This window comes from Hymenobacter miniatus (assembly GCF_016427455.1).
GTDB lineage: Bacteria > Bacteroidota > Bacteroidia > Cytophagales > Hymenobacteraceae > Hymenobacter > Hymenobacter armeniacus.
Window position 1 is genome coordinate 195,950 of sequence record NZ_JAELXR010000003.1, and the last position, 18,730, is coordinate 214,679.

Below are 18,730 nucleotides of genomic sequence, written 5' to 3' on the forward strand. Positions count from 1 at the left end.
GCCCGCCAAGCGCCGCTTTAGAGCTTCACGCCAAACTTTGCGCCCACGCCTTCCAGGTCTTTCACCACGGCTTCCAGCAGCGGAATGCCGTCGAGCAGGCGGTGGGCGGCCGTTTCGCGCTCCGGGTCGCCGGGAATGAGCACTTTTTTTCCTTCCACGGCCTGCGCGTTGCGGAAGGTCGAAATCCAGTTGTCCATATGAGCTTTGAACTCATCGGCGGGCCGAAAGGCATCGACGCGCATGGCCCCGAAAAAGTGGCCCAGGCCCTGCCCCACGGGGTTGGCCGAGGGCTGCAGGAAAGCCACGAAGGGCGGCACCCAGGGGCCGTAGTTGGCGCCGGAAAGCACGGCCGAAAAGATGTCGACGATGCTGCCCAGCGCGTAGCCTTTGTGCGAGCCGGTGGCGCCGCCCAGCGGCAGCAGCGCGCCGCCGTTCTTCACGGCGTTGGCATCGGTGCTGGGCTGGCCGTCGGCGGTTTGGGCCCAGCCTTCGGGCAGGGGAGTGCCCTTGCGCTGGGCAATTTCGAGCTTGCCGTTGGCGGCGGTGGTGGTGGCCATGTCGGCCACGAAATCGGGTTGTTCGCCGGCGGGCACGGCCACGGCAATGGGATTGGTGCCGAGAAGTCTATCCAAGGAATAGGTGGGTGCCACCAGCGGCGAGGCGTTGGTCATGGCCACGCCTATCATGTCGTGGGCCAGGGCCAGCATGGCGTGGTAGCCGGCAATGCCGAAGTGGTTGGAATTCTTCACCGACACCCAGCCCGAGCCCACTTGCTGAGCCTTTTCGATGGCCACGCGCATGGCTTTGGGACCCACCACCAGGCCCAGGCCGCCGTCGCCGTCCACCACGGCAGTGCTGGGCGTTTCGTAGGTCACGCCCACCCGGGGCGTGGCGTTGATGCGGCCGGCCTCCCAGAGGCGCACGTAGCCCACCAGCCGGGCCACGCCGTGCGAGTCGATGCCGCGCAGGTCCGCCGACAGCAGGGTTTCGGTGGCCAGCGTGGCATCGGCCTCGGGGCAGCCCATGCTGCGGAAGACGCTTTCGGTGAACGTGAAAAGCTGGTTGTAGGAGAAGGTTGGCATAGGGCATCATGCAGAGCGCAGCGAAGCATCTCGCGTGCTCTAACTGATTCAATCAATTATTTGCTTGGGCACGCGAGATGCTTCGCTGCGCTCTGCATAACCGACTGTGAATTATGCGCTTAGCATTTCGGCCAGCAGGCCTTCCTTCAGGGCATAGGCTGAGGTCTGAATGCGGGTGATGCCCGAAATGCCCAGCACGTAATCAATCAACACGGCGGCCACCACCAGCATGTCGGCCCGCATGGGCAGGATGCCGGGGATGGCCAAGCGCTGCTCGTGGTTGCCGCTCAGCAGGTGGCGGTAGCTTTCCTGGAAGCTGCTCAGGGCCAGCTCGGTGTGCGGCGGCAATTGGCTTTCGGTGCGTAGCTGGCCCAGCTGCATGTCGGCGAGGCTGTCGAAGCTGCCCGAGGCGCCCACCAGGCTCACGGGTTTGTAGCGTTGCAGGGCTTCAATGAGCGGCTCCAGCACGGTGCCGAGGTATCGTTGCTCGGCTTCGACGGCGGCCGCGGGAAACACGCCGCTGGGGTCCGGAAAGAACTTGTCGAGCAGGCGCTGCGCGCCGATTTCAAAGCTTTGCTTCCAGTAAATGGTGGTTTGGTTGGCGATGATGAACTCCACCGAGCCCCCGCCGATGTCCATCACCAGGTGCGGCTCGGTGCCCAGGTCCACGGCCTGGCGCACGCCTTGGCAGATGAGTTCGGCCTCGCGCTCGCCGGGAATGACGTCGACGCGGATGCCGGTTTGCTCGAAGATGTCGCGCACCAAATCGGGGCCGTTTTTGGTGACGCGCATGGCGCTGGTGGCCGTGGCGCGCACTTCCTCCACCTCGTGCAGCTCAATTTCCTCCTTGAAGCCGGCCAGCGTGTGCAGGGCCCGCGCATACGGTTCCGGCGCGATAACGCCCCGGCTGATGCCGCCTTCGCCAAGGCGCACGCCGGCTTTGGTGCGCAGCAGCACCAGCGGTTTTTCGCCGGGCGTTTTGGAGATTTCCACAATGAGCAGGTGGAACGTATTGGTGCCCAAATCAATGAGCGCGAGGCGGCGATGGGCGTGCGGCGTGTGCATGAAGTAGCGCGGACTTTTAGTCCGCGAGTTTAGCGAAGAAGAAGTGCCATACGGCGGATAGTTGGGTGCGGACTAAAAGCCCAGGCTACGTGGCAAACCGGCAGAACGTGCCCAGCGGCAATTTGCGCTGCCCGGCGTCGTGCAGGTAAATTTCGCCCAGCTCGCGCACGGCTTTCGGGCCGGGGAAAATGGCCGTGGTGAGGTTGTCGAGAATCAGGGCCGAGAAGCCGAGCGAGTACAGGTTCACCACAAAAAAATGGTCTTCGGGGTCGAGCAGCTGCTGGCTGAGCTTGAGCATTTCGTTGAGTTCGTCTTCGAGCTGCCACTTCTCGCCGTTGGGGCCGCGGCCGTAGGCGGGCGGGTCGAGGATGAGGCCCTGGTACTTGCTGCCGCGCTTCACTTCGCGCCGCACGTACTTCATGGCGTCTTCCACCAGCCAGCGCACGCCGTCGAGCTGGCTGGCTTCCATGTTGTCGCGGGCCCAGAAGTTGACCTGCTTCACCGAGTCGAGGTGCGTCACGTCGGCGCCGGCGGCGCGGGCGGCCAGCGTGGCCGCGCCGGTGTAGGCAAACAGGTTGAGCACGCGCGGCAGCTTGGCGCGGCGCTGGCGGGTTTGGTTGTAGATGAACTGCCAGTTGGGGTCTTGCTCCGGAAACAGGCCCACGTGCTTGAACGACGACAGGCCGAGGCGGAATTTCAGCTTCAGGCCGTCGGGGCGCTCGTAGGCAATGACCCACTGCTCGGGCATGCTGGGCTTGAGGCGCCATTGGCCTTTTTCGGTGGAGCCGGGGGCGCGGGCGAAGGCGGCGTCGGCCTTTTCCCACTCCTTGAGCGGCAGGTGCGGGTCCCAGATGGCCTGCGGCTCGGGCCGGGCCAGCACGTACTTGCCAAAGCGCTCCAGCTTCTGAAAGTTGCCGCTGTCGATGAGCTCGTAATCGGGCCAGGGCGAGGTGGTCAGGAAATCGTACATAGAGCGCGCAAAGGTAGGGGCGGGGCGATTGGGGCTAAACGGGCAGTCGAGCCTTTCCTCGAGCGCAGCCGTACGCATGCCTGTTCCACTCTTTCTTCCGTCGCTAGCTTCGCTTTTCCTCATGCCCGAAATTCCACGTTTGCTCGACCAGCTCCGCCGCGCTTTCGACGGGGAGCCGTGGTGCGGCCCGTCGCTGCTCACCAATCTGGAAGGCGTAACGGCCGCCCAGGCTGCCCACTATCCCATCAGCAATGCCCACAGCATCTGGGAAATTGTGCTTCACCTGGCAAGCTGGACGGCCATTGTGCGCCGCCGAATTGCCGACAACAAGCCCCTGCAACCAGGCGAGGCTGATGACTGGCCAGCCGCGCCCGCCAACCAAACCGAGGCCAGCTGGCAATCAGCCCTAGCGGGGTTGCGCACGGCTCACGAGCACCTGCTGGCGTTGGCAGAAGCCTTGCCCGAAGCTGACTTGGACCGCACCATCGGGGCCACGTTTGAGCCACCCCAGGGCGGCTCGTACACGGCCTACCAAATGCTGCACGGCGTGGCGCAGCACTACCTCTACCACGCCGGGCAAATAGTGCTTCTGCGTAAGCTCCTGACTTAGGCAGCGCGGGCACCACGGCCAACGCCCGGTGCCATCGTGGCTTTGGCTGCCGCCGCAATGCTCATTTCGGCCAATCTTCCCCTTTTGTGCGGTGGCGTGCCCTGTTCATCGAAGAACACCGACCGCGTCCCCGGCCATCATTTAGCTTTACCGAATGCTTATGGCCCTTGCTTACTGGAAATCCTGCTTCCTGGCGTTGTTGCTCTTGCTGCTGGCGGCCTGCTCGTCGCCCGCGCAGCAGCCCGAAGAAGCCGTGGTGCAGGACTCTACGTTTGGTCCGCTCACGCCGCGCCGCGATGTATCGGAAGCGCCCCGCCGTGGCCGAGTGCTCGACCGCAACGACTCGGTGCTGGTGGCCACCCGGCCCGTGACGCTGCTCACGCTGCCGGCCCGCCCGCCGCTCGACTCGGCCGGGCTCAGCAAGCTGCTGGGCTGGCGCGACAGCACCCTGTGGTACCGTATTGCCGCCGCCCTGCCCTACGAAGGCGCCCGCCCCAAAGGCGGCGTGAAGCTCATGCTCACCAACGCCGAGGCCGAAAAAATCCGCAAGCACCCGGAAGAGTGGCCCATGCTCAAGCTCACGCAGCAAACCATGCGCACCTACACCGCCAGCGCGGGCGCACCGGTGCTGGGCTACACCGCCGACAACGCCCAAGCGTTTCTGCGCGCGGCCCAGCGCTACCGCCGCGGCCGCTTCTACCGCCTGCGCAACGGCGGCGTCGAAACCTACTACAACGGCCTGCTCAACGGCCACCGCGGCTACCGCCACCCGCTGCTCGACTCTACCGGGCAGGAGCGCGGCACCTGGGCCGCCGACACGGCTTTTCAGCAGGGTCAGGACATTCACCTCAGCCTCGACACCAAGCTGCAGGCCTATGCCGAGAGCCTGCTCGGCGGCCGCAAGGGCTACCTCGTGGCGCTGGACCCGCGCACCGGCGAGGTGCTGTGCGCCGTGTCGGCGCCCACCTACACGCCGAGCACCATCACCGCGCCGGACCGGGCCGGCACGCGCAACCTGCTGCTCTACAACGAAGACATGCCCCTGCTTAACCGCCCCGCCACCCTGGCCAACCCGCCGGGCTCGGTGTTCAAGCTGGTGAACGCGGCTGTGGCCCTGCAGCTAGGCGCTACGCGGCCTGGCACTGCTTATAAATGCGACCAGTCGCTCATCAGTTGCGTGCACCACCATCCTAAGGCCCGCAACCTGACCATGGCGCTGCAATACAGCTGCAACCCGTATTTCTACCAGGTGATGCGCGCCCTCATCGAGCACGTGCCCGACAGCTTGGTGGCCGACACCGCGCGCGCCCGGCACCTGAACCTGGCCGCCTGGCAGCGCTACGCCAAGTCGTTTGGGCTCGACACGCTGCTGGGCGTGGACCTGCCGCGCGAGCAGGCCGGTTTCCTGCCAACGCCGGCGTACTACGACAAGCTGCGCCGCACCCGCAACTGGAAGTTTCGCTCCATCTACTCGCTGAGCGTGGGGCAGGGCGAAATCAACCTCACCGGGCTGCAAATGGCCAACATGATGGCCATCATTGCCAACCGCGGCTGGTACTACACGCCGCATTTTGTGCGCAGCATCGGCGACAAAGGTCCGCTGGCGCGCTTCACCGAAAAACACCACACCCTCATCGACAGTGTGCATTTTGAAGCCCTGATACCCGGCATGAAAGCCGTGATGCAGCGCGGCGGAACCGCCGAATTCTCCAGCCTCGCCGATGTGGGAATTACCATTGCCGGCAAGACGGGTACCGTGCAAAACGACGAAGGCGACGACCACGCCACGTTCGTGGGTTTTGCGCCGGCCGATGAACCACAAATTGCCGTGGCTGTGTACCTGGAAAACGCGGGTTTCGGAGCCACGGCGGCCGCCCCGGCCGCCGCATTGGTTATCGAGAAATACCTAAAAGGCAGCATTGCGCCGAAACGCAAGCGGTGGGAACGGCGCATGCAGTACCGCAGTTACCAGTACCAGCGCGAGCACCGCAAAGGTTGATTCCAGGCGTGGCCGGCCGGGCCAGGGCGCAATGATGTTGCCGTCGCCGGCTCCCGGATGCCATCTTCACGGCGGCATATGCCGACCTTTGCAGGCTCATCCAACACCGGCTGCTTGCGGCTTGGTGGCAGTAATATTCCAGAGAGAGGACGATGACTTTTTACAAATACCAAGGCACCGGCAACGACTTCGTCATCATCGACGACCGTGCCCGCCAATTCGACGAAACCGACCAGGCCCGCATTGCCCACCTTTGCCACCGCCGCTTCGGCATCGGGGCCGACGGGCTGATGCTGCTGCGCGAAAAGGAGGGCTACGATTTCGAGATGGTGTATTTCAACGCCGACGGCCGCCCCAGTTCCATGTGCGGCAACGGCGGCCGCTGCCTGGTGGCCTTTGCCAAATTTGTGGGCGTGATTGATGACCAGGCCCATTTCCTGGCCGTAGACGGCCCCCACGATGCCCGCGTGGAGGCCGATGGCACCGTGCGCCTCCACATGATTGACGTGGCCGCGCCCCAAGAAGCCGAGATAGGGGAGGAGGGCGACGTGTTTCTGCACACCGGCTCGCCCCACCACGTCCACTTCCTTGACCCCAGCGAACATCCCACCCTGGCCGATTTCAACGTCTTCGCCGCTGGCCACGACATCCGCTACGACCAGGCCTACGACCCCGCCGGTACCAACGTCAACTTCGTGGAGGTGCCCGCCGACCCCGCCCACCCCTGGCCCGTGCGCACCTACGAGCGCGGCGTGGAAGACGAAACTTTCTCCTGCGGCACGGGCGTGACGGCCGTGGCCCTGGCGGCCTCGCAGCGCGGCGCCACTTCGCCGGTGCGGCTGCGCACGCCGGGCGGCGAGCTAGAAGTGTCGTTTGAGCAGCGTCCCGACGGTGGCTTTACCAACGTGTGGCTGAGCGGGCCGGCCGTGCAGGTGTTTTCGGGGCAGTTGTAAACTAAAGCTGGGAGTTACCCGGCGTTGGGGCCCTGCAGCCGGTTGGCGTCATCGTTCAGCGGCAGGGCACCGGACAGGCGGCCCTGCATCTTGCGCAGCCAGCGCTGGCCCAGCGCGGGGCAGGCGGCCAGCGCGGCTACCAGGGCACGGTCGTGGCGTTGCTCGTACTTGGCGGAGTTGGCCCGCGCCACGGTCCATTCGGGATAAGGGCGGTCCAGCAGGGCTAGGCCGCTGCCCGGCTGGATGCGGCCGGGCCGCAGCACGCGCATGTACCAGCCGGTGAAGCCGGTTTCCTGCAGCCACTGCGGCAGCAGCGGTTCTTGCCAGCGGCGGGCAATTTTCCAGCAGGGCGAACGGGGCTGCGAAACCTGCACCGTGGCTTCGCCAAATTGAAAAATGTCGCCGATGCACACGTCTTTTTCTGCCCACGGGCCCGCCAGGGTTAGGTTTTCGCCGAAGCTGCCCGCGGCCATTCGCTGACCCAACTGCGCACTCCAGTGGGCGTAGTGCACGCCCGGGTACACGCACAGGGCTTGGTCGGGGCCGCCGTGGTTGTGCAGGTCGGCCTGCTCATCGCCGTCGATGTTCAGCTCCGACAGCCAGTGCGCTTCGATGACGGGCGCTTTCAGCAGGGCCGTGGTCCAGGCGCGCTGCAGAGGGTTCGCGGCTCCTGGCTCGCCCAGCGTACCGGGGCGGCCCACTTGCAGCGAAGCCACGGGGAGGGAAAGGAGGGGAGTGGGCATGCTGGGCGAGAACGTTGGGTAAGTCCAACGCTAAAACATGCTCCCAAAGTACGCCCGCGAAATGCTGCTGAGCTGCCCGGGCGAGCGGTTTCGGCGTTCTATGGTTAATTCGTGCAGTCGGGCACGCTGCCTGCACCAGCACGCTTGTTACCGTACCGGGCCCGCTCACGTCAATTCCTTTGCCAACCCATGCCGGCTCCTTGTTCCATCCGCCTCCGCGCCCTCGAACCCGATGACCTTGATTTCCTCTATGCGCTGGAGAATGACCGCGACATCTGGGGCGTGTCGGATACCCTGGCGCCGCTGTCGCGCCAGGCTCTACGTGAATACCTCGCGCATGCCACTACGGATATATACGTAGTGCGCCAATTGCGGCAGGTGGTTACTACTGAAATTAGCGGCGCTGCGGTGGGCGTGGTCGACTTGTTTGAGTACGACCCGCTGCACCAACGGGCCAGTGTGGGCATCACCATTCGGGCCAGCGAGCGGCGCCACGGCTACGCCCGGCAGGCCCTCGAATTGCTCAAGGAATACGCCCGCGAGGTGCTGCGCTTGCACCAGGTTTATGCCACCGTCGGGGTGAGTAATGGGCCCAGTATGAGGCTGTTTCGCACGGCTGGGTTTCGGCGGGTGGGCACGCGGCGGCAGTGGCTGCGCACGGCCAGCGGTTGGGAAGATGCCGCGGAGTGGCAGTGCCTGCTGGCCGAAGAAACGGGCGCTTAACAACGTATTTTCTTGGATATATGCCAAATTATATGCTTGGCTAAGGCGGATATGGCCCGGTAAGCTGAACCATATCCTTCCGCCGGGTGGTCCCGTATACGTGGACAAGCGCCCCGGCCGTTCTATCCTGTTGTTATTCCGGAGCGGCGCGAAACTCATCTTCCTGCCCTTTTCATGCCACCTTCATCGACGGTGGAAGTGCCCTTGCGTGCCTCCACCACCGCTGCCCGGCCCAGCGCATCAGCCGCCGAAACTTCTGCTCCTTACACCCTGCCCGACCTGGTTTGCTTTGCGCATTTGCATTGGGACTTTGTGTGGCAGCGGCCCCAGCATTTGCTTTCCCGCTTTGCGGAGCACGGCCGGGTGTTTTACGTGGAGGATGCCTTTTACCATGCCGATGACCTCATCGAGCCGCACATCGAAATAAAAGAGCGGCAGAACGGATTGAAAGTGGTGGTGGCCCACCTGCCCCAGCGCCTCCGCCACGACGAAGATGCGGCCGACCAGTCCCAATTTGAACTTCTAAGCCAGTTTTTTAACGAGCAAGGTCTTACTAACTACGTTTTTTGGTACTACACGCCCATGGCGTTGGGCAAGTCGCGCCATTTCCAGCCCGTGCTCACCGTCTACGATTGCATGGACGAATTGGCTGCGTTCAAATTTGCCCCGCCGGAGCTGAAAAAACGCGAACAGGAGCTATTCCAGAAAGCAGACCTCGTGTTTACGGGCGGCCAAACGCTCTACGAGGCCAAGCGCGAGCAGCACAACGACGCCCACGCCTTCCCCAGCAGCATCGACAAGGCCCACTTCGGCCAGGCCCGCGGCCCGCTGGCCGAGCCCGCCGACCAGGCTGGCATTGCGCATCCGCGCATCGGCTTCTTCGGCGTGGTGGATGAGCGCCTCGACATTGAATTGCTGCGCGCATTGTCGCAGCAGCATCCGGAGTGGCAATTCGTCATTATTGGCCCCGTGGTGAAGATTGACCCGGCCATTTTGCCCCGCACGCCCAACGTGCATTACCTCGGCGGTAAGGACTATAAGGAACTGCCTTCCTATTTGAAGGGTTGGGATGTAGCAACGCTTTTGTTTGCTGATAACGAAAGCACCAAGTTCATCTCGCCGACCAAAACCCCAGAATACCTGGCCGCCGGCAACCCCGTGGTAAGCACCCCAATTCGCGACGTGGTGCGCCCCTACGGCGACCTGAACCTGGTGCAGATTGCCGACAACGCCGCCGATTTCGGCAAGGCCATCGAGAAGGCCCTCACCCAGCGCGACGACGCCGACTGGCGCCAGCGCACCGACGCGTACCTCGCCACCATCTCCTGGGACCAAACCTGGCAGGCCATGGTGGACCTCATGCAGCAGCGCCTGGCGGCCAAAACGCCCGACGCCGCCACCACGACCCAGGCCGGCGCGCCGCGGGTCGAAACCAAAGTGTCGGAGGTGTCGCTGCCGCCGGCTTCGGCCAACTAACTCGCCTGTCTTCTATTCAAGTAGTCCCTTCCTAAACAAACTTCCATACCCTACGCACCATGTTCGATTACCTCATCGTTGGGGCCGGTTTTGCCGGCAGCGTGCTCGCCGAACGGCTGGCCACCCGCAGCAATAAGAAGGTCCTCATCATCGACAAGCGCAGCCACATTGCGGGCAACGCCTACGACCATTACAACGAGGACGGCATTCTGGTGCACAAGTACGGGCCGCACATTTTCCACACCAACTCAAAGGACGTATTCGACTACCTCGGCAATTTCACCGAGTGGCGCCCCTACGAGCACCGCGTGCTGGCTTCCGTGGATGGCCAGATGGTGCCCATGCCCATCAACCTCGACACCATCAACAAGCTCTACGGCCTGAACCTGACCAGTTTCGAAGTGGAACAGTTCTTCGAGTCGATGGCCGAGAAGGTGGACGTCATCAAAACGAGCGAAGACGTGGTGGTGAGCAAAGTCGGCCGCGAGCTGTACAACAAATTCTTCAAGAACTACACCAACAAGCAGTGGGGCCTCGACCCCTCGCAGCTTGACAAGTCGGTGACCAGCCGCGTACCCACCCGCACCAACCGCGACGACCGGTACTTCACCGACACCTACCAGGCCATGCCCCTGCACGGCTACACCCGGATGTTTGAGAAAATGCTCGACCACCCCAACATCAAGGTGATGCTGAATACCGATTACCACGAGGTAATCGACTTCATTCCCTACAAGGAAATCATCTTCACCGGCCCGGTAGACGAGTATTTCGACTACAAGTTCGGCAAGCTGCCCTACCGCTCGCTCGAGTTCAAGCACGAGACGCTGAACAAGGAAAAGCACTTGGCCGCGCCCGTGGTGAACTACCCCAACGAGCACCCCTACACCCGCATCACGGAGTTCAAAGCCCTCACCGGCCAGGACCACCCCAAAACGGCCATCGTGTACGAGTACCCGCAGGCCGAGGGCGACCCGTACTACCCCATTCCGATGCCGGAAAACGCCGAGCTCTACAACAAGTACAAGAAGCTGGCCGATGAAACGCCCAACGTGCACTTCGTGGGCCGCCTCGCCACCTACAAATACTACAACATGGACCAGGTGGTGGCCCAGGCCCTGACGCTTTACAAGAAGCTGACGGAAAAAGAAAACGCCGCCAAACCCGCCCGCCCGGCCATTTCGGGCAGCACTTCGCTGGTAGAAAAACTAGTGAGCCGCTCGCCGAAGCAAGAATAATCCTTTCCGCTTTCCAAGCCCAGCTGCCACCCCGCACGCATGTGTCGGGGTGGCAGTTTGATTTAAGCCCGAACCAAGCTCAACGCTGTTTCGGGCCATTGTTCTACTTATTCCTGCAGCTATGAACCAATCAGAACCAGAACTTTGGGGCGGCGTTGAATGCAGCCACTGCCGCGTGGGCGACCATTATTCGGACCAAATGACGCGCAGCGGCCACCGCCACCGCGTTTCCGACCTGGATGCCCTGGCCGAGCTGGGGCTGAAAACCCTGCGCTACCCCGTGCTCTGGGAGCACACCTGTCCCGACAACCCCGACACCTGCGACTGGACCTGGGCCGATGAGCGCCTGCCCCGCCTGCGCGAGCTCGGCATCAACCCCGTCATCGGGCTGGTGCACCACGGCAGCGGGCCCCGTTACACCGCCCTGCACGAGGATAGTTTTGCCGCCGGCCTGGCTCGCCACGCCGGCAACGTGGCCCAGCGCTACCCCTGGCTCACGCACTTCACGCCCGTGAATGAGCCGCTGACCACTGCCCGCTTCAGCGCCCTCTACGGTCACTGGTACCCCCACACCGCCGACGACCGCACCTTCGTGCGCGCCCTGCTCAACCAACTGGAGGCCACGCGCCAGGCCATGCGCGCCATTCGGCAATTCATCCCGCACGCCCAGTTGGTGCAAACCGAGGACCTGGCCCAGATTCATAGCACGCCGGGCATGCGCTACCAGGCCGACTTCGAGAACCACCGGCGCTGGCTCAGCTTCGATATTTTGTGCGGCAACGTCACGCCCACGCATTTTTTCTGGAATTACCTCACCGAGCACGGCGCCAGCGAGGAAGAACTGCAAAGCTGGCTCGATAACCCCTGCCCGCCCAATGTGCTGGGCCTGAACCACTACCTCACCAGCGAGCGGTTTCTGGACGAGGCCACCGACCATTACTGGCCCTGCCACGTGGCCGACAACGGCCGCCAGCGCTATGCCGACATTGAGGCCGTGCGCGTGGGCGGTGGCGTGCGGCTGGCCGGCGTCACCAGCCTGCTGCTGCAGGCCTGGCAGCGCTACGGCATCCCCGTGGCCATCACCGAGGCCCACCTCAACTGCACCCGCGAGGAGCAGGTGCGCTGGCTGCAATACGTGTGGGAGTCGGCCCGGGCCGCCCGCGAGCAGGGCGCCGACGTGCGCGCCGTCACGGTTTGGTCGGTGTTCGGCGCTTACGACTGGGTGAACCTGCTCACCCGCGACACCGGGCACTACGAAACCGGCGTGTTCGACGTGCGCAGCGGGCAGCTACGGCCCACGCTGCTGGCGAAGCAGGTGCGGGCCCTCGCCCACGGCGAAACGTTCAGCCACCCCGCGTTGCAAAGCCTGGGCTGGTGGCAGCGCCCAGGCCGCGTGCACTTCCAGCCCAGCACCACCCCCGACAAATCCATCGAGCCCCGCCGGATGAGAGCCCCCAAAGCGGCACGCTCCACAACCAAAGAAAAACTGCAGCATGCGGCCTGATTTCATTCCCGCCCACATCGCCGACCAGGAAATTCGGCCCCTGCTCATTGCGGGGGCGCACGGCACCTTGGGCCGGGCTTTCGGCCGCATCTGCCACACCCGGGGGCTTGTCATTGCCGCGCTGGGCCGACACGAACTCGACGTCACCAGCCCCGTCATGGTGGAACAAGCGCTGGACTCGCTGCGCCCCTGGGCGGTGGTGAACGCCGCCGGCTACGTGCGCGTGGACGAAGCCGAAAGCAATGCCGGCGACTGCTTCCGCGAAAACGCCACCGGCCCCTCGGTGCTGGCCACGGCCTGCGCCGCGCGTCACCTGCCTTTCCTCACCTTCTCATCGGATTTGGTGTTCGACGGCCAGCAGGCCGAACCCTACACGGAATCCGCGAAGCCCAACCCCCTGAACGTGTACGGCCGCAGCAAGCTGGCCGCCGAGCAGCGCGTGCTGGCCGTACACCCACAGGCGCTGGTGGTGCGCACCAGTGCGTTTTTCAGCGGGTGGGACGAGTACAATTTCGTGCATTTTGCCTTGCAGGCCGCCCGTGCCCAACGAACGTTTGAGGCAGCCGACGACGTACGCATTTCGCCCACCTACGTGCCCGATTTGGTGAATGCCTCGCTCGATTTGCTGCTCGATGAAGCCCACGGCCTCTGGCACGTCACAAATCAGGGGGCCTGCACCTGGGCCGAGCTGGCCCGCCTGGCTGCCCGGCACGCTGGGCTCTCGCCCGACTTCGTGGTGCCGCGCCCCATGGCCGACTTTGGTTGGCCCGCCGCCCGGCCGGCACAAAGCGTATTGGTGAGCGAAAAAGGCATGGTGCTGCCATCCTTGGAAGATGCGTTGGGCCGTTGTGTGGGGGAAATGGAACGGCATTTTGCGCATCCGGCTTGAGCGTGGCGTGCACGCTGCGAGCCCGCGCCGGGGCGGCCCGGAAAAGACGGGAATGCCAGGCGGGGCGCGGACTCGCAGCGGCCACGCTACAATCTGCCAGCCTGGCACAATTTCCTTTTTGGGACGGTTTTAGCGGAAGGCTCCGTAAATTTGGGGTGCGCCCCGGCGCTATTCGCTAAAAAACTACCTGATGTTTGAATTCCTAGGCAAGACCGTCGCCAAAATATTTGGCTCCAAGTCGGAGCGCGATTTAAAGGAAATCGTGCCCTACGTGGCGCTGATTAATGCCGAATATGCCAAACTGGCCGGCTTGACCGATGACCAACTGCGCGAGCAGACCGATGCGGTGCGGGCTCGCATTGCCGAGCGCCTCGCCGGGCTAGACGGCCAGATTGCCGGTTTGCACCAGCAAATCGACACCCAGCCGCAGCTGGACGTGGCCCAGAAAGAAGTGCTGTTCGAGCAGATTGACGCGCTGGAAAAGCAGCGCAACAAAGACCTCGAAGCCGTGCTGCTGGAAGTGCTGCCGCAGGCGTTCGCCATCGTGAAGGACACGGCCCGCCGCTACAAGGAAAACGGCCAGCTGGTGGTGACCGCCAACGCCCGCGACCGCGAATACGCCGCCACCCACCCCAACTGCGTGATTGAGGGCGACAAGGCCATTTGGTACAACAAGTGGCTGGCGGCCGGTGCCGAAATCGTGTGGGACATGGTGCACTACGACGTGCAGCTCATCGGCGGCGTGGTGCTACACCAGGGCAAAATTGCCGAAATGGCCACGGGCGAAGGCAAGACGCTGGTGTCGACGTTGCCGTCGTTCCTGAACGCGCTGTCGAAGCGCGGCGTGCACTTGGTAACCGTGAACGACTACCTGGCCAAGCGCGACTCCGAATGGAACGCGCCGCTGTTCGAGTTCCACGGCATCACGGTGGACTGCATCGACAAGCACCAGCCCAACACGCCGGAGCGCCGCGCCGCTTACCAGGCCGACATCACCTACGGCACCAACAACGAATTCGGCTTCGACTACCTGCGCGACAACATGGCGCGCGACCCCGAGGAGCTGGTGCAACGCAAGCACCACTATGCCATGGTGGACGAAGTGGACTCCGTGCTGATTGACGACGCGCGGACGCCGCTCATCATCTCGGGCCCGGTGCCGCGCGGCGACGTGCACGAGTTCTACCAGCTCAAGCCGCGCATTCAGCGCCTGGTGGATGAGCAGAAGAAGCTGGTGCAGTCCTACCTGGTGGAGGCCCGCAAGCAGATTGCCGCCGGCAAAACCGGCGTGGAAGAAGCCGATAAAAACGGCACCGGCGGCCTGCTGCTGTTCCGCGCCTACCGCGGCCTGCCCAAGAGCAAGCCCCTCATCAAGTTCTTGTCGGAAACCGGCATCCGGCAGGTGCTGCAAGCCACCGAAAACCACTACCTGGCCGACAACTCGCGCCAGATGCCCAAGGCCGACGAGCCGCTGTTCTTCACCATCGACGAGAAGAACAACCAGATTGAGCTGACCGAAAAAGGCATCGACCTCATCACGGCCCAGGGCGAAGACCCCAAGCTGTTCATCATGCCCGACATCGGCGCCGCCATTGCCGACATCGAGAAAAACACCGCTCTTTCGGCCGAAGAGAAGCTGACGCAGAAAGAGAAGCTGATGAGCGACTACCAGGAAAAGAGCGAGCGGGTGCACACCGTGAACCAGCTCCTGAAAGCCTACACGCTCTTCGAAAAAGACGACCAGTACATCCTGACCGAGGACGGCAAGGTAAAAATCGTGGACGAGCAGACCGGCCGCGTCATGGAAGGCCGCCGCTACTCCGACGGCCTACACCAGGCCATTGAGGCGAAGGAAAACGTGCGCGTGGAAGACGCCACGCAGACCTACGCCACCGTGACGCTGCAGAACTACTTCCGCATGTACCACAAGCTGGGCGGCATGACCGGCACGGCCGAAACCGAGGCCGGCGAGTTCTGGGAAATCTACAAGCTCGACGTGGTGGTGATTCCGACCAACCGCCCCATCTCGCGCAAAGATTCCGACGACCAGGTGTACAAGACGGTGCGCGAGAAATACAACGCCGTGGCCCTGGAAATCCAGAAGCTGGTGGAAGCCGGCCGCCCCGTGCTGGTGGGCACCACGAGCGTGGAAATTTCCGAGCTGGTGTCGCGCATGCTGAAGCTGCGCGGCATCAACCACCAAGTGCTGAACGCCAAGCAGAACCAGCGCGAGGCCGAGATTGTGGCCGCCGCCGGCTACCCCGGCACCGTGACCATTGCCACCAACATGGCCGGCCGCGGTACCGATATTAAGCTGCGCGAAACCTCGCGTGAGGCAGGTGGCCTGGCCATCATCGGCACGGAGCGCCACGAAAGCCGCCGCGTCGACCGCCAGCTGCGCGGCCGTGCCGGCCGCCAGGGCGACCCCGGCACCTCGCAGTTCTTCGTGAGCCTGGAAGACAACCTGATGCGCCTGTTCGGCTCCGACCGGATTGCGAAGCTGATGGACCGCATGGGCATGGAAGAGGGCGAAGTCATTCAGCACTCGATGATTACCAACTCCATTGAGCGCGCTCAGAAGAAGGTGGAGGAAAACAACTTCGGCACCCGCAAGCGCCTGCTGGAGTACGACGACGTGATGAACGCCCAGCGCGAAGTAGTGTACAAGCGCCGCCGCAACGCCCTGTTCGGCGACCGCATGGAGGTGGATATCTTGAACATGATTTACGACGTGAGCGAGGACATCGCCGCGGGCCACAAAATCACGGGGGATTTCGAAGATTTCAAGCTGGCCATCATTCGGGTGTTCGGCTACGACACGTTCCTGACCCAACAGGACCTCACCGGCCTGCAGCTGCCGGCGCTCACCCAGAAGCTCTACGAAGAAGCCCTCGGCTACTTCCAGAGCAAGAACGAGCACATTGCCTCGAATGCGCTGCCGCTGGTGAACGACTTGCTGAGCCAGAACGCGCCCTACGAGAACATTGCCGTGCCCTTCACCGACGGCAAGAAGCAGGTGCAGGCCATTGCCAACCTGAAGCGCGCCCAGGCCACCGGCGGCCACGACATTCTGCGTCAGATGGAGAAAGTGGTGGTGCTGTCGGTAATCGACACGGCCTGGACCCAGCACCTGCGCCAGATGGACGACCTGAAGCAGGTGGTGCAAAACGCGGTGTACGAGCAGAAGGACCCGCTGCTGGTGTACAAGTTTGAAAGCTTCGAGCTCTTCAAGCGCATGATTGGCAAGGTGAACGAGGAAACGACCAGCTTCCTTTTCCACGCCGACGTGCCGGTGCAGCAAAGCATGGTGGGCACCAACGAGGAGCCCGACTACTACCTCGAAGACGAAGAGCAGCACACCAACTTCACCGTGGAGCACGAGTCCAGCCTCGACTCGCTCGGCGCCGGCCCCGAAGACATGGGCCCCGCCGACGTGCCCGCCGTGAAGCAAACCCCCGTGCGCAGCCAGAAAGTAGCCAACCGCAACGACAAGGTGAACGTGCAGTACATGGACGGCACCATCAAGCGCGACGTGAAGTACAAAGCCGTGGAGCAGGACGTGGAAAGCGGCCGCGCCGTGCTAGTGGACTAGCGTCCTTCTAGTTGATTAACAATGCAAAACGCCCCGGCAACCAGCCGGGGCGTTTTGCATTGTTAATCAACTAGTTTAGGACAAGTTTAATTTAAGTGATATCTTTATAATACATCCTTGATACTAAGTTCATGCTGAAAATCGACCATGTTTTCAAAGAGACTTCGCTTCTGCGGGCCACGCTCGTTTTGCTGCTGTTTATTTCGTATAGTAGTTGGGCCGAGGTTCCTGCTTGGCAAGGAGCGATAGGGGCCACCGACGGGTCCCTCAGCGTCAATGGAAGCGCCGTGGATGCCGCCGGCAATATATTACTGGTGGGTACCTTCGAGGGCGCCAACGTGCATTTTGGCAGCATTTACCTAGACGGCGGGGCTAATTCGACTGGCCTCAAAGAAGAAATGTTTGTAGCCAAGTGGAGCCCCGTAACCAACGATTTCGTGTGGGCCAAAGTGAGCCGAAGCTCAGGCGGGAACACCCGTGGGTATGGAATAGCCGTGAGCGGAAATAGCGTGTACGTAACGGGCTACTTAAGAGGCAGTGCTGGTTTTGAAACTGTTTTTGCCAGTAGTTTTTATCCAAGCACATATGTTGTAAAGCTCACCGATGCAGGCGCCAGTGCCAACTTCAAGTGGGTACAGACAGTAGAGGCCAAGGTTCTAAACATGCCAATGGTTGTGGCCGCGAGCGGCTCGAACGTGTATGTAGCTGGTAACATGTACCAATTCTTCTCATCGGTGGGTTTTCCAGCGCCTACGCCTATACGGTTTGGCGCCATCAGCATACCGGGACCGACTACAGCTTCGGAGAGTTTTGTGGCCAAACTAATGGACGCGGGCACAACGGGAGCCTTTACGTGGGTACAACGCGTGCAAGTAGGCAACACCGATGCCGCTGTGGCCCTGGCTGCCAATGGTCCCAATGTTTACCTAGCGGGCACTGCCAGCGGCTCAGCTATCTTCGGCAGCCTTGCAATGCCGAGCACCAGCACGTTGAGCGGGTACCTGGCCAAGCTTGTGGACGCAGGCGCGAGCGGCGACTTTGTGTGGGCCCAACCCGTTGGGGAAACTGGTAGTGCGCAGGCAAACGCCGTGGCGGTGAATGGGAACAACGTCTACGTAGCGGGAAGTTTTACGGGTACAGTTGGTTTTGGCAACAGTCAACTGACCAGTGCTGGCGGCAGCGATGCGTACGTAGCCAAGGTTGCGGACGGGGGCACGAACGCAACAGTGGCGTGGACGCAACGCGGCGGGGGTGTTGGCAATGATGGCATTGCCGCATTGGCAACGAATAACCAGGGAGTATATGGGAGTGGCAGATTTAGCGGAACCGCCGGGTTTGGCGCGACCAACCTCACCAGCGGGGGCGGCACTGATGTGCTGGTGGCTAAGTTGACTGACGCGGGCAGCACCGGCAGTTTTGACTGGGCGTTGCGCGGGGGTGGACCCATCAATGATGGCGCTTATACAGTAGCAGTCAACAGTAACATTGTTTATGTAGGGGGTAGTGGAAATGCAGGAGTAGGATTTGGGGCAATGGATTTTGGCGGCCACGTATTGACTGCTAGGAGCGGCGGCTTTTTTGCTTCGCTCCTTGACAATACCATGATAACTGCTACGCAGGCAACGCGGCCAGACGCTACAATAGCGCTTGTTCCAAATCCCGCCAAAGCATATGCCACTCTTCTACTACCCCCCGTCTTCGGCGCCACCACGGCCACGCTCACATTGCTCGATGCCTTGGGCCGTATAGCGCGCGCGGCTACGGTGGCCCTGCCCGCCGCTGGCCTGCGCCACGAGTTCGATTTGACCGGTCTGCCCCCCGGCATCTACGCCCTGCGCGTCACCGTCGGCGCTACATCGGCCACCCGCCGCTTGGTGGTGGAGTAG

Annotated in this window: 14 protein-coding genes; 10 read left to right on the plus strand and 4 right to left on the minus strand. The window is 62.7% G+C overall.

What is annotated here, in order from left to right:
* Positions 1-17 precede the first annotated feature (17 nt).
* From JAO73_RS06190 to JAO73_RS06200, 3 genes are all read right to left on the minus strand, one after another.
* Complete coding sequence (locus tag JAO73_RS06190; protein WP_198976230.1) at positions 18-1,082, minus strand: Ldh family oxidoreductase; 1,065 nt, start codon at positions 1,080-1,082, stop codon at positions 18-20.
* A 111-nt stretch (positions 1,083-1,193) separates the two neighbouring features.
* Positions 1,194-2,147 carry a Ppx/GppA phosphatase family protein gene (locus JAO73_RS06195; RefSeq protein ID WP_198976231.1) on the minus strand — a complete coding sequence of 318 codons (954 nt, stop codon included), beginning with the start codon at positions 2,145-2,147 and terminating at the stop codon, positions 1,194-1,196.
* An 85-nt stretch (positions 2,148-2,232) separates the two neighbouring features.
* The gene (locus JAO73_RS06200) at positions 2,233-3,117 is read right to left on the minus strand and encodes a class I SAM-dependent methyltransferase (RefSeq protein ID WP_198976232.1); all 885 of its coding nucleotides are present in this window, start codon (positions 3,115-3,117) and stop codon (positions 2,233-2,235) included.
* Positions 3,118-3,238: 121 nt separating this feature from the next.
* On the opposite strand from JAO73_RS06200, the gene JAO73_RS06205 reads away from it, so the two are divergent.
* The 3 genes from JAO73_RS06205 to dapF all read left to right on the plus strand — a co-directional run bounded on the left by JAO73_RS06205 (position 3,239) and on the right by dapF (position 6,679).
* Positions 3,239-3,727, plus strand: a complete 489-nt coding sequence (locus JAO73_RS06205; RefSeq protein WP_198976233.1) for a DinB family protein — start codon at positions 3,239-3,241, stop codon at positions 3,725-3,727.
* Positions 3,728-3,887: 160 nt separating this feature from the next.
* Entirely contained in the window at positions 3,888-5,726 is a 1,839-nt protein-coding gene (locus tag JAO73_RS06210) for a peptidoglycan D,D-transpeptidase FtsI family protein (protein WP_198976234.1), read from the plus strand.
* A 152-nt stretch (positions 5,727-5,878) separates the two neighbouring features.
* A complete protein-coding gene (gene dapF, locus JAO73_RS06215; protein WP_198976235.1) occupies positions 5,879-6,679 on the plus strand; it encodes a diaminopimelate epimerase in 801 nt (266 codons plus the stop codon).
* Positions 6,680-6,693: 14 nt separating this feature from the next.
* On the opposite strand, the gene JAO73_RS06220 is transcribed toward dapF, so the two are convergent.
* Positions 6,694-7,422: an MOSC domain-containing protein gene (locus tag JAO73_RS06220; RefSeq protein WP_198976236.1), complete on the minus strand. Its 729-nt coding sequence runs from the start codon at positions 7,420-7,422 to the stop codon at positions 6,694-6,696.
* Between the two features lie 189 nt (positions 7,423-7,611).
* Here JAO73_RS06220 and JAO73_RS06225 point away from each other — a divergent pair, with 189 nt between their 5' ends.
* The 7 genes from JAO73_RS06225 to JAO73_RS06255 all read left to right on the plus strand — a co-directional run bounded on the left by JAO73_RS06225 (position 7,612) and on the right by JAO73_RS06255 (position 18,730).
* Complete coding sequence (locus tag JAO73_RS06225; protein WP_198976237.1) at positions 7,612-8,145, plus strand: GNAT family N-acetyltransferase; 534 nt, start codon at positions 7,612-7,614, stop codon at positions 8,143-8,145.
* A 174-nt stretch (positions 8,146-8,319) separates the two neighbouring features.
* The gene (locus tag JAO73_RS06230) at positions 8,320-9,621 is read left to right on the plus strand and encodes a glycosyltransferase family 1 protein (RefSeq protein ID WP_198976238.1); all 1,302 of its coding nucleotides are present in this window, start codon (positions 8,320-8,322) and stop codon (positions 9,619-9,621) included.
* 59 nt (positions 9,622-9,680) lie between these two features.
* Entirely contained in the window at positions 9,681-10,859 is a 1,179-nt protein-coding gene (gene glf / locus JAO73_RS06235; protein WP_190925792.1) for a UDP-galactopyranose mutase, read from the plus strand.
* A gap of 121 nt (positions 10,860-10,980) precedes the next feature.
* Complete coding sequence (locus JAO73_RS06240; RefSeq protein ID WP_198976239.1) at positions 10,981-12,363, plus strand: family 1 glycosylhydrolase; 1,383 nt, start codon at positions 10,981-10,983, stop codon at positions 12,361-12,363.
* Positions 12,353-13,252 (plus strand): SDR family oxidoreductase, encoded by a 900-nt coding sequence (locus tag JAO73_RS06245; RefSeq protein ID WP_198976240.1) that lies wholly within the window; start codon positions 12,353-12,355, stop codon positions 13,250-13,252. Before JAO73_RS06240 ends, JAO73_RS06245 begins: the two co-directional genes overlap by 11 nt.
* Before the next feature lie 190 nt (positions 13,253-13,442).
* Positions 13,443-16,844, plus strand: a complete 3,402-nt coding sequence (gene secA, locus JAO73_RS06250) for a preprotein translocase subunit SecA (RefSeq protein WP_198976241.1) — start codon at positions 13,443-13,445, stop codon at positions 16,842-16,844.
* A 131-nt stretch (positions 16,845-16,975) separates the two neighbouring features.
* Positions 16,976-18,730, plus strand: a complete 1,755-nt coding sequence (locus tag JAO73_RS06255; RefSeq protein ID WP_198976242.1) for a T9SS type A sorting domain-containing protein — start codon at positions 16,976-16,978, stop codon at positions 18,728-18,730.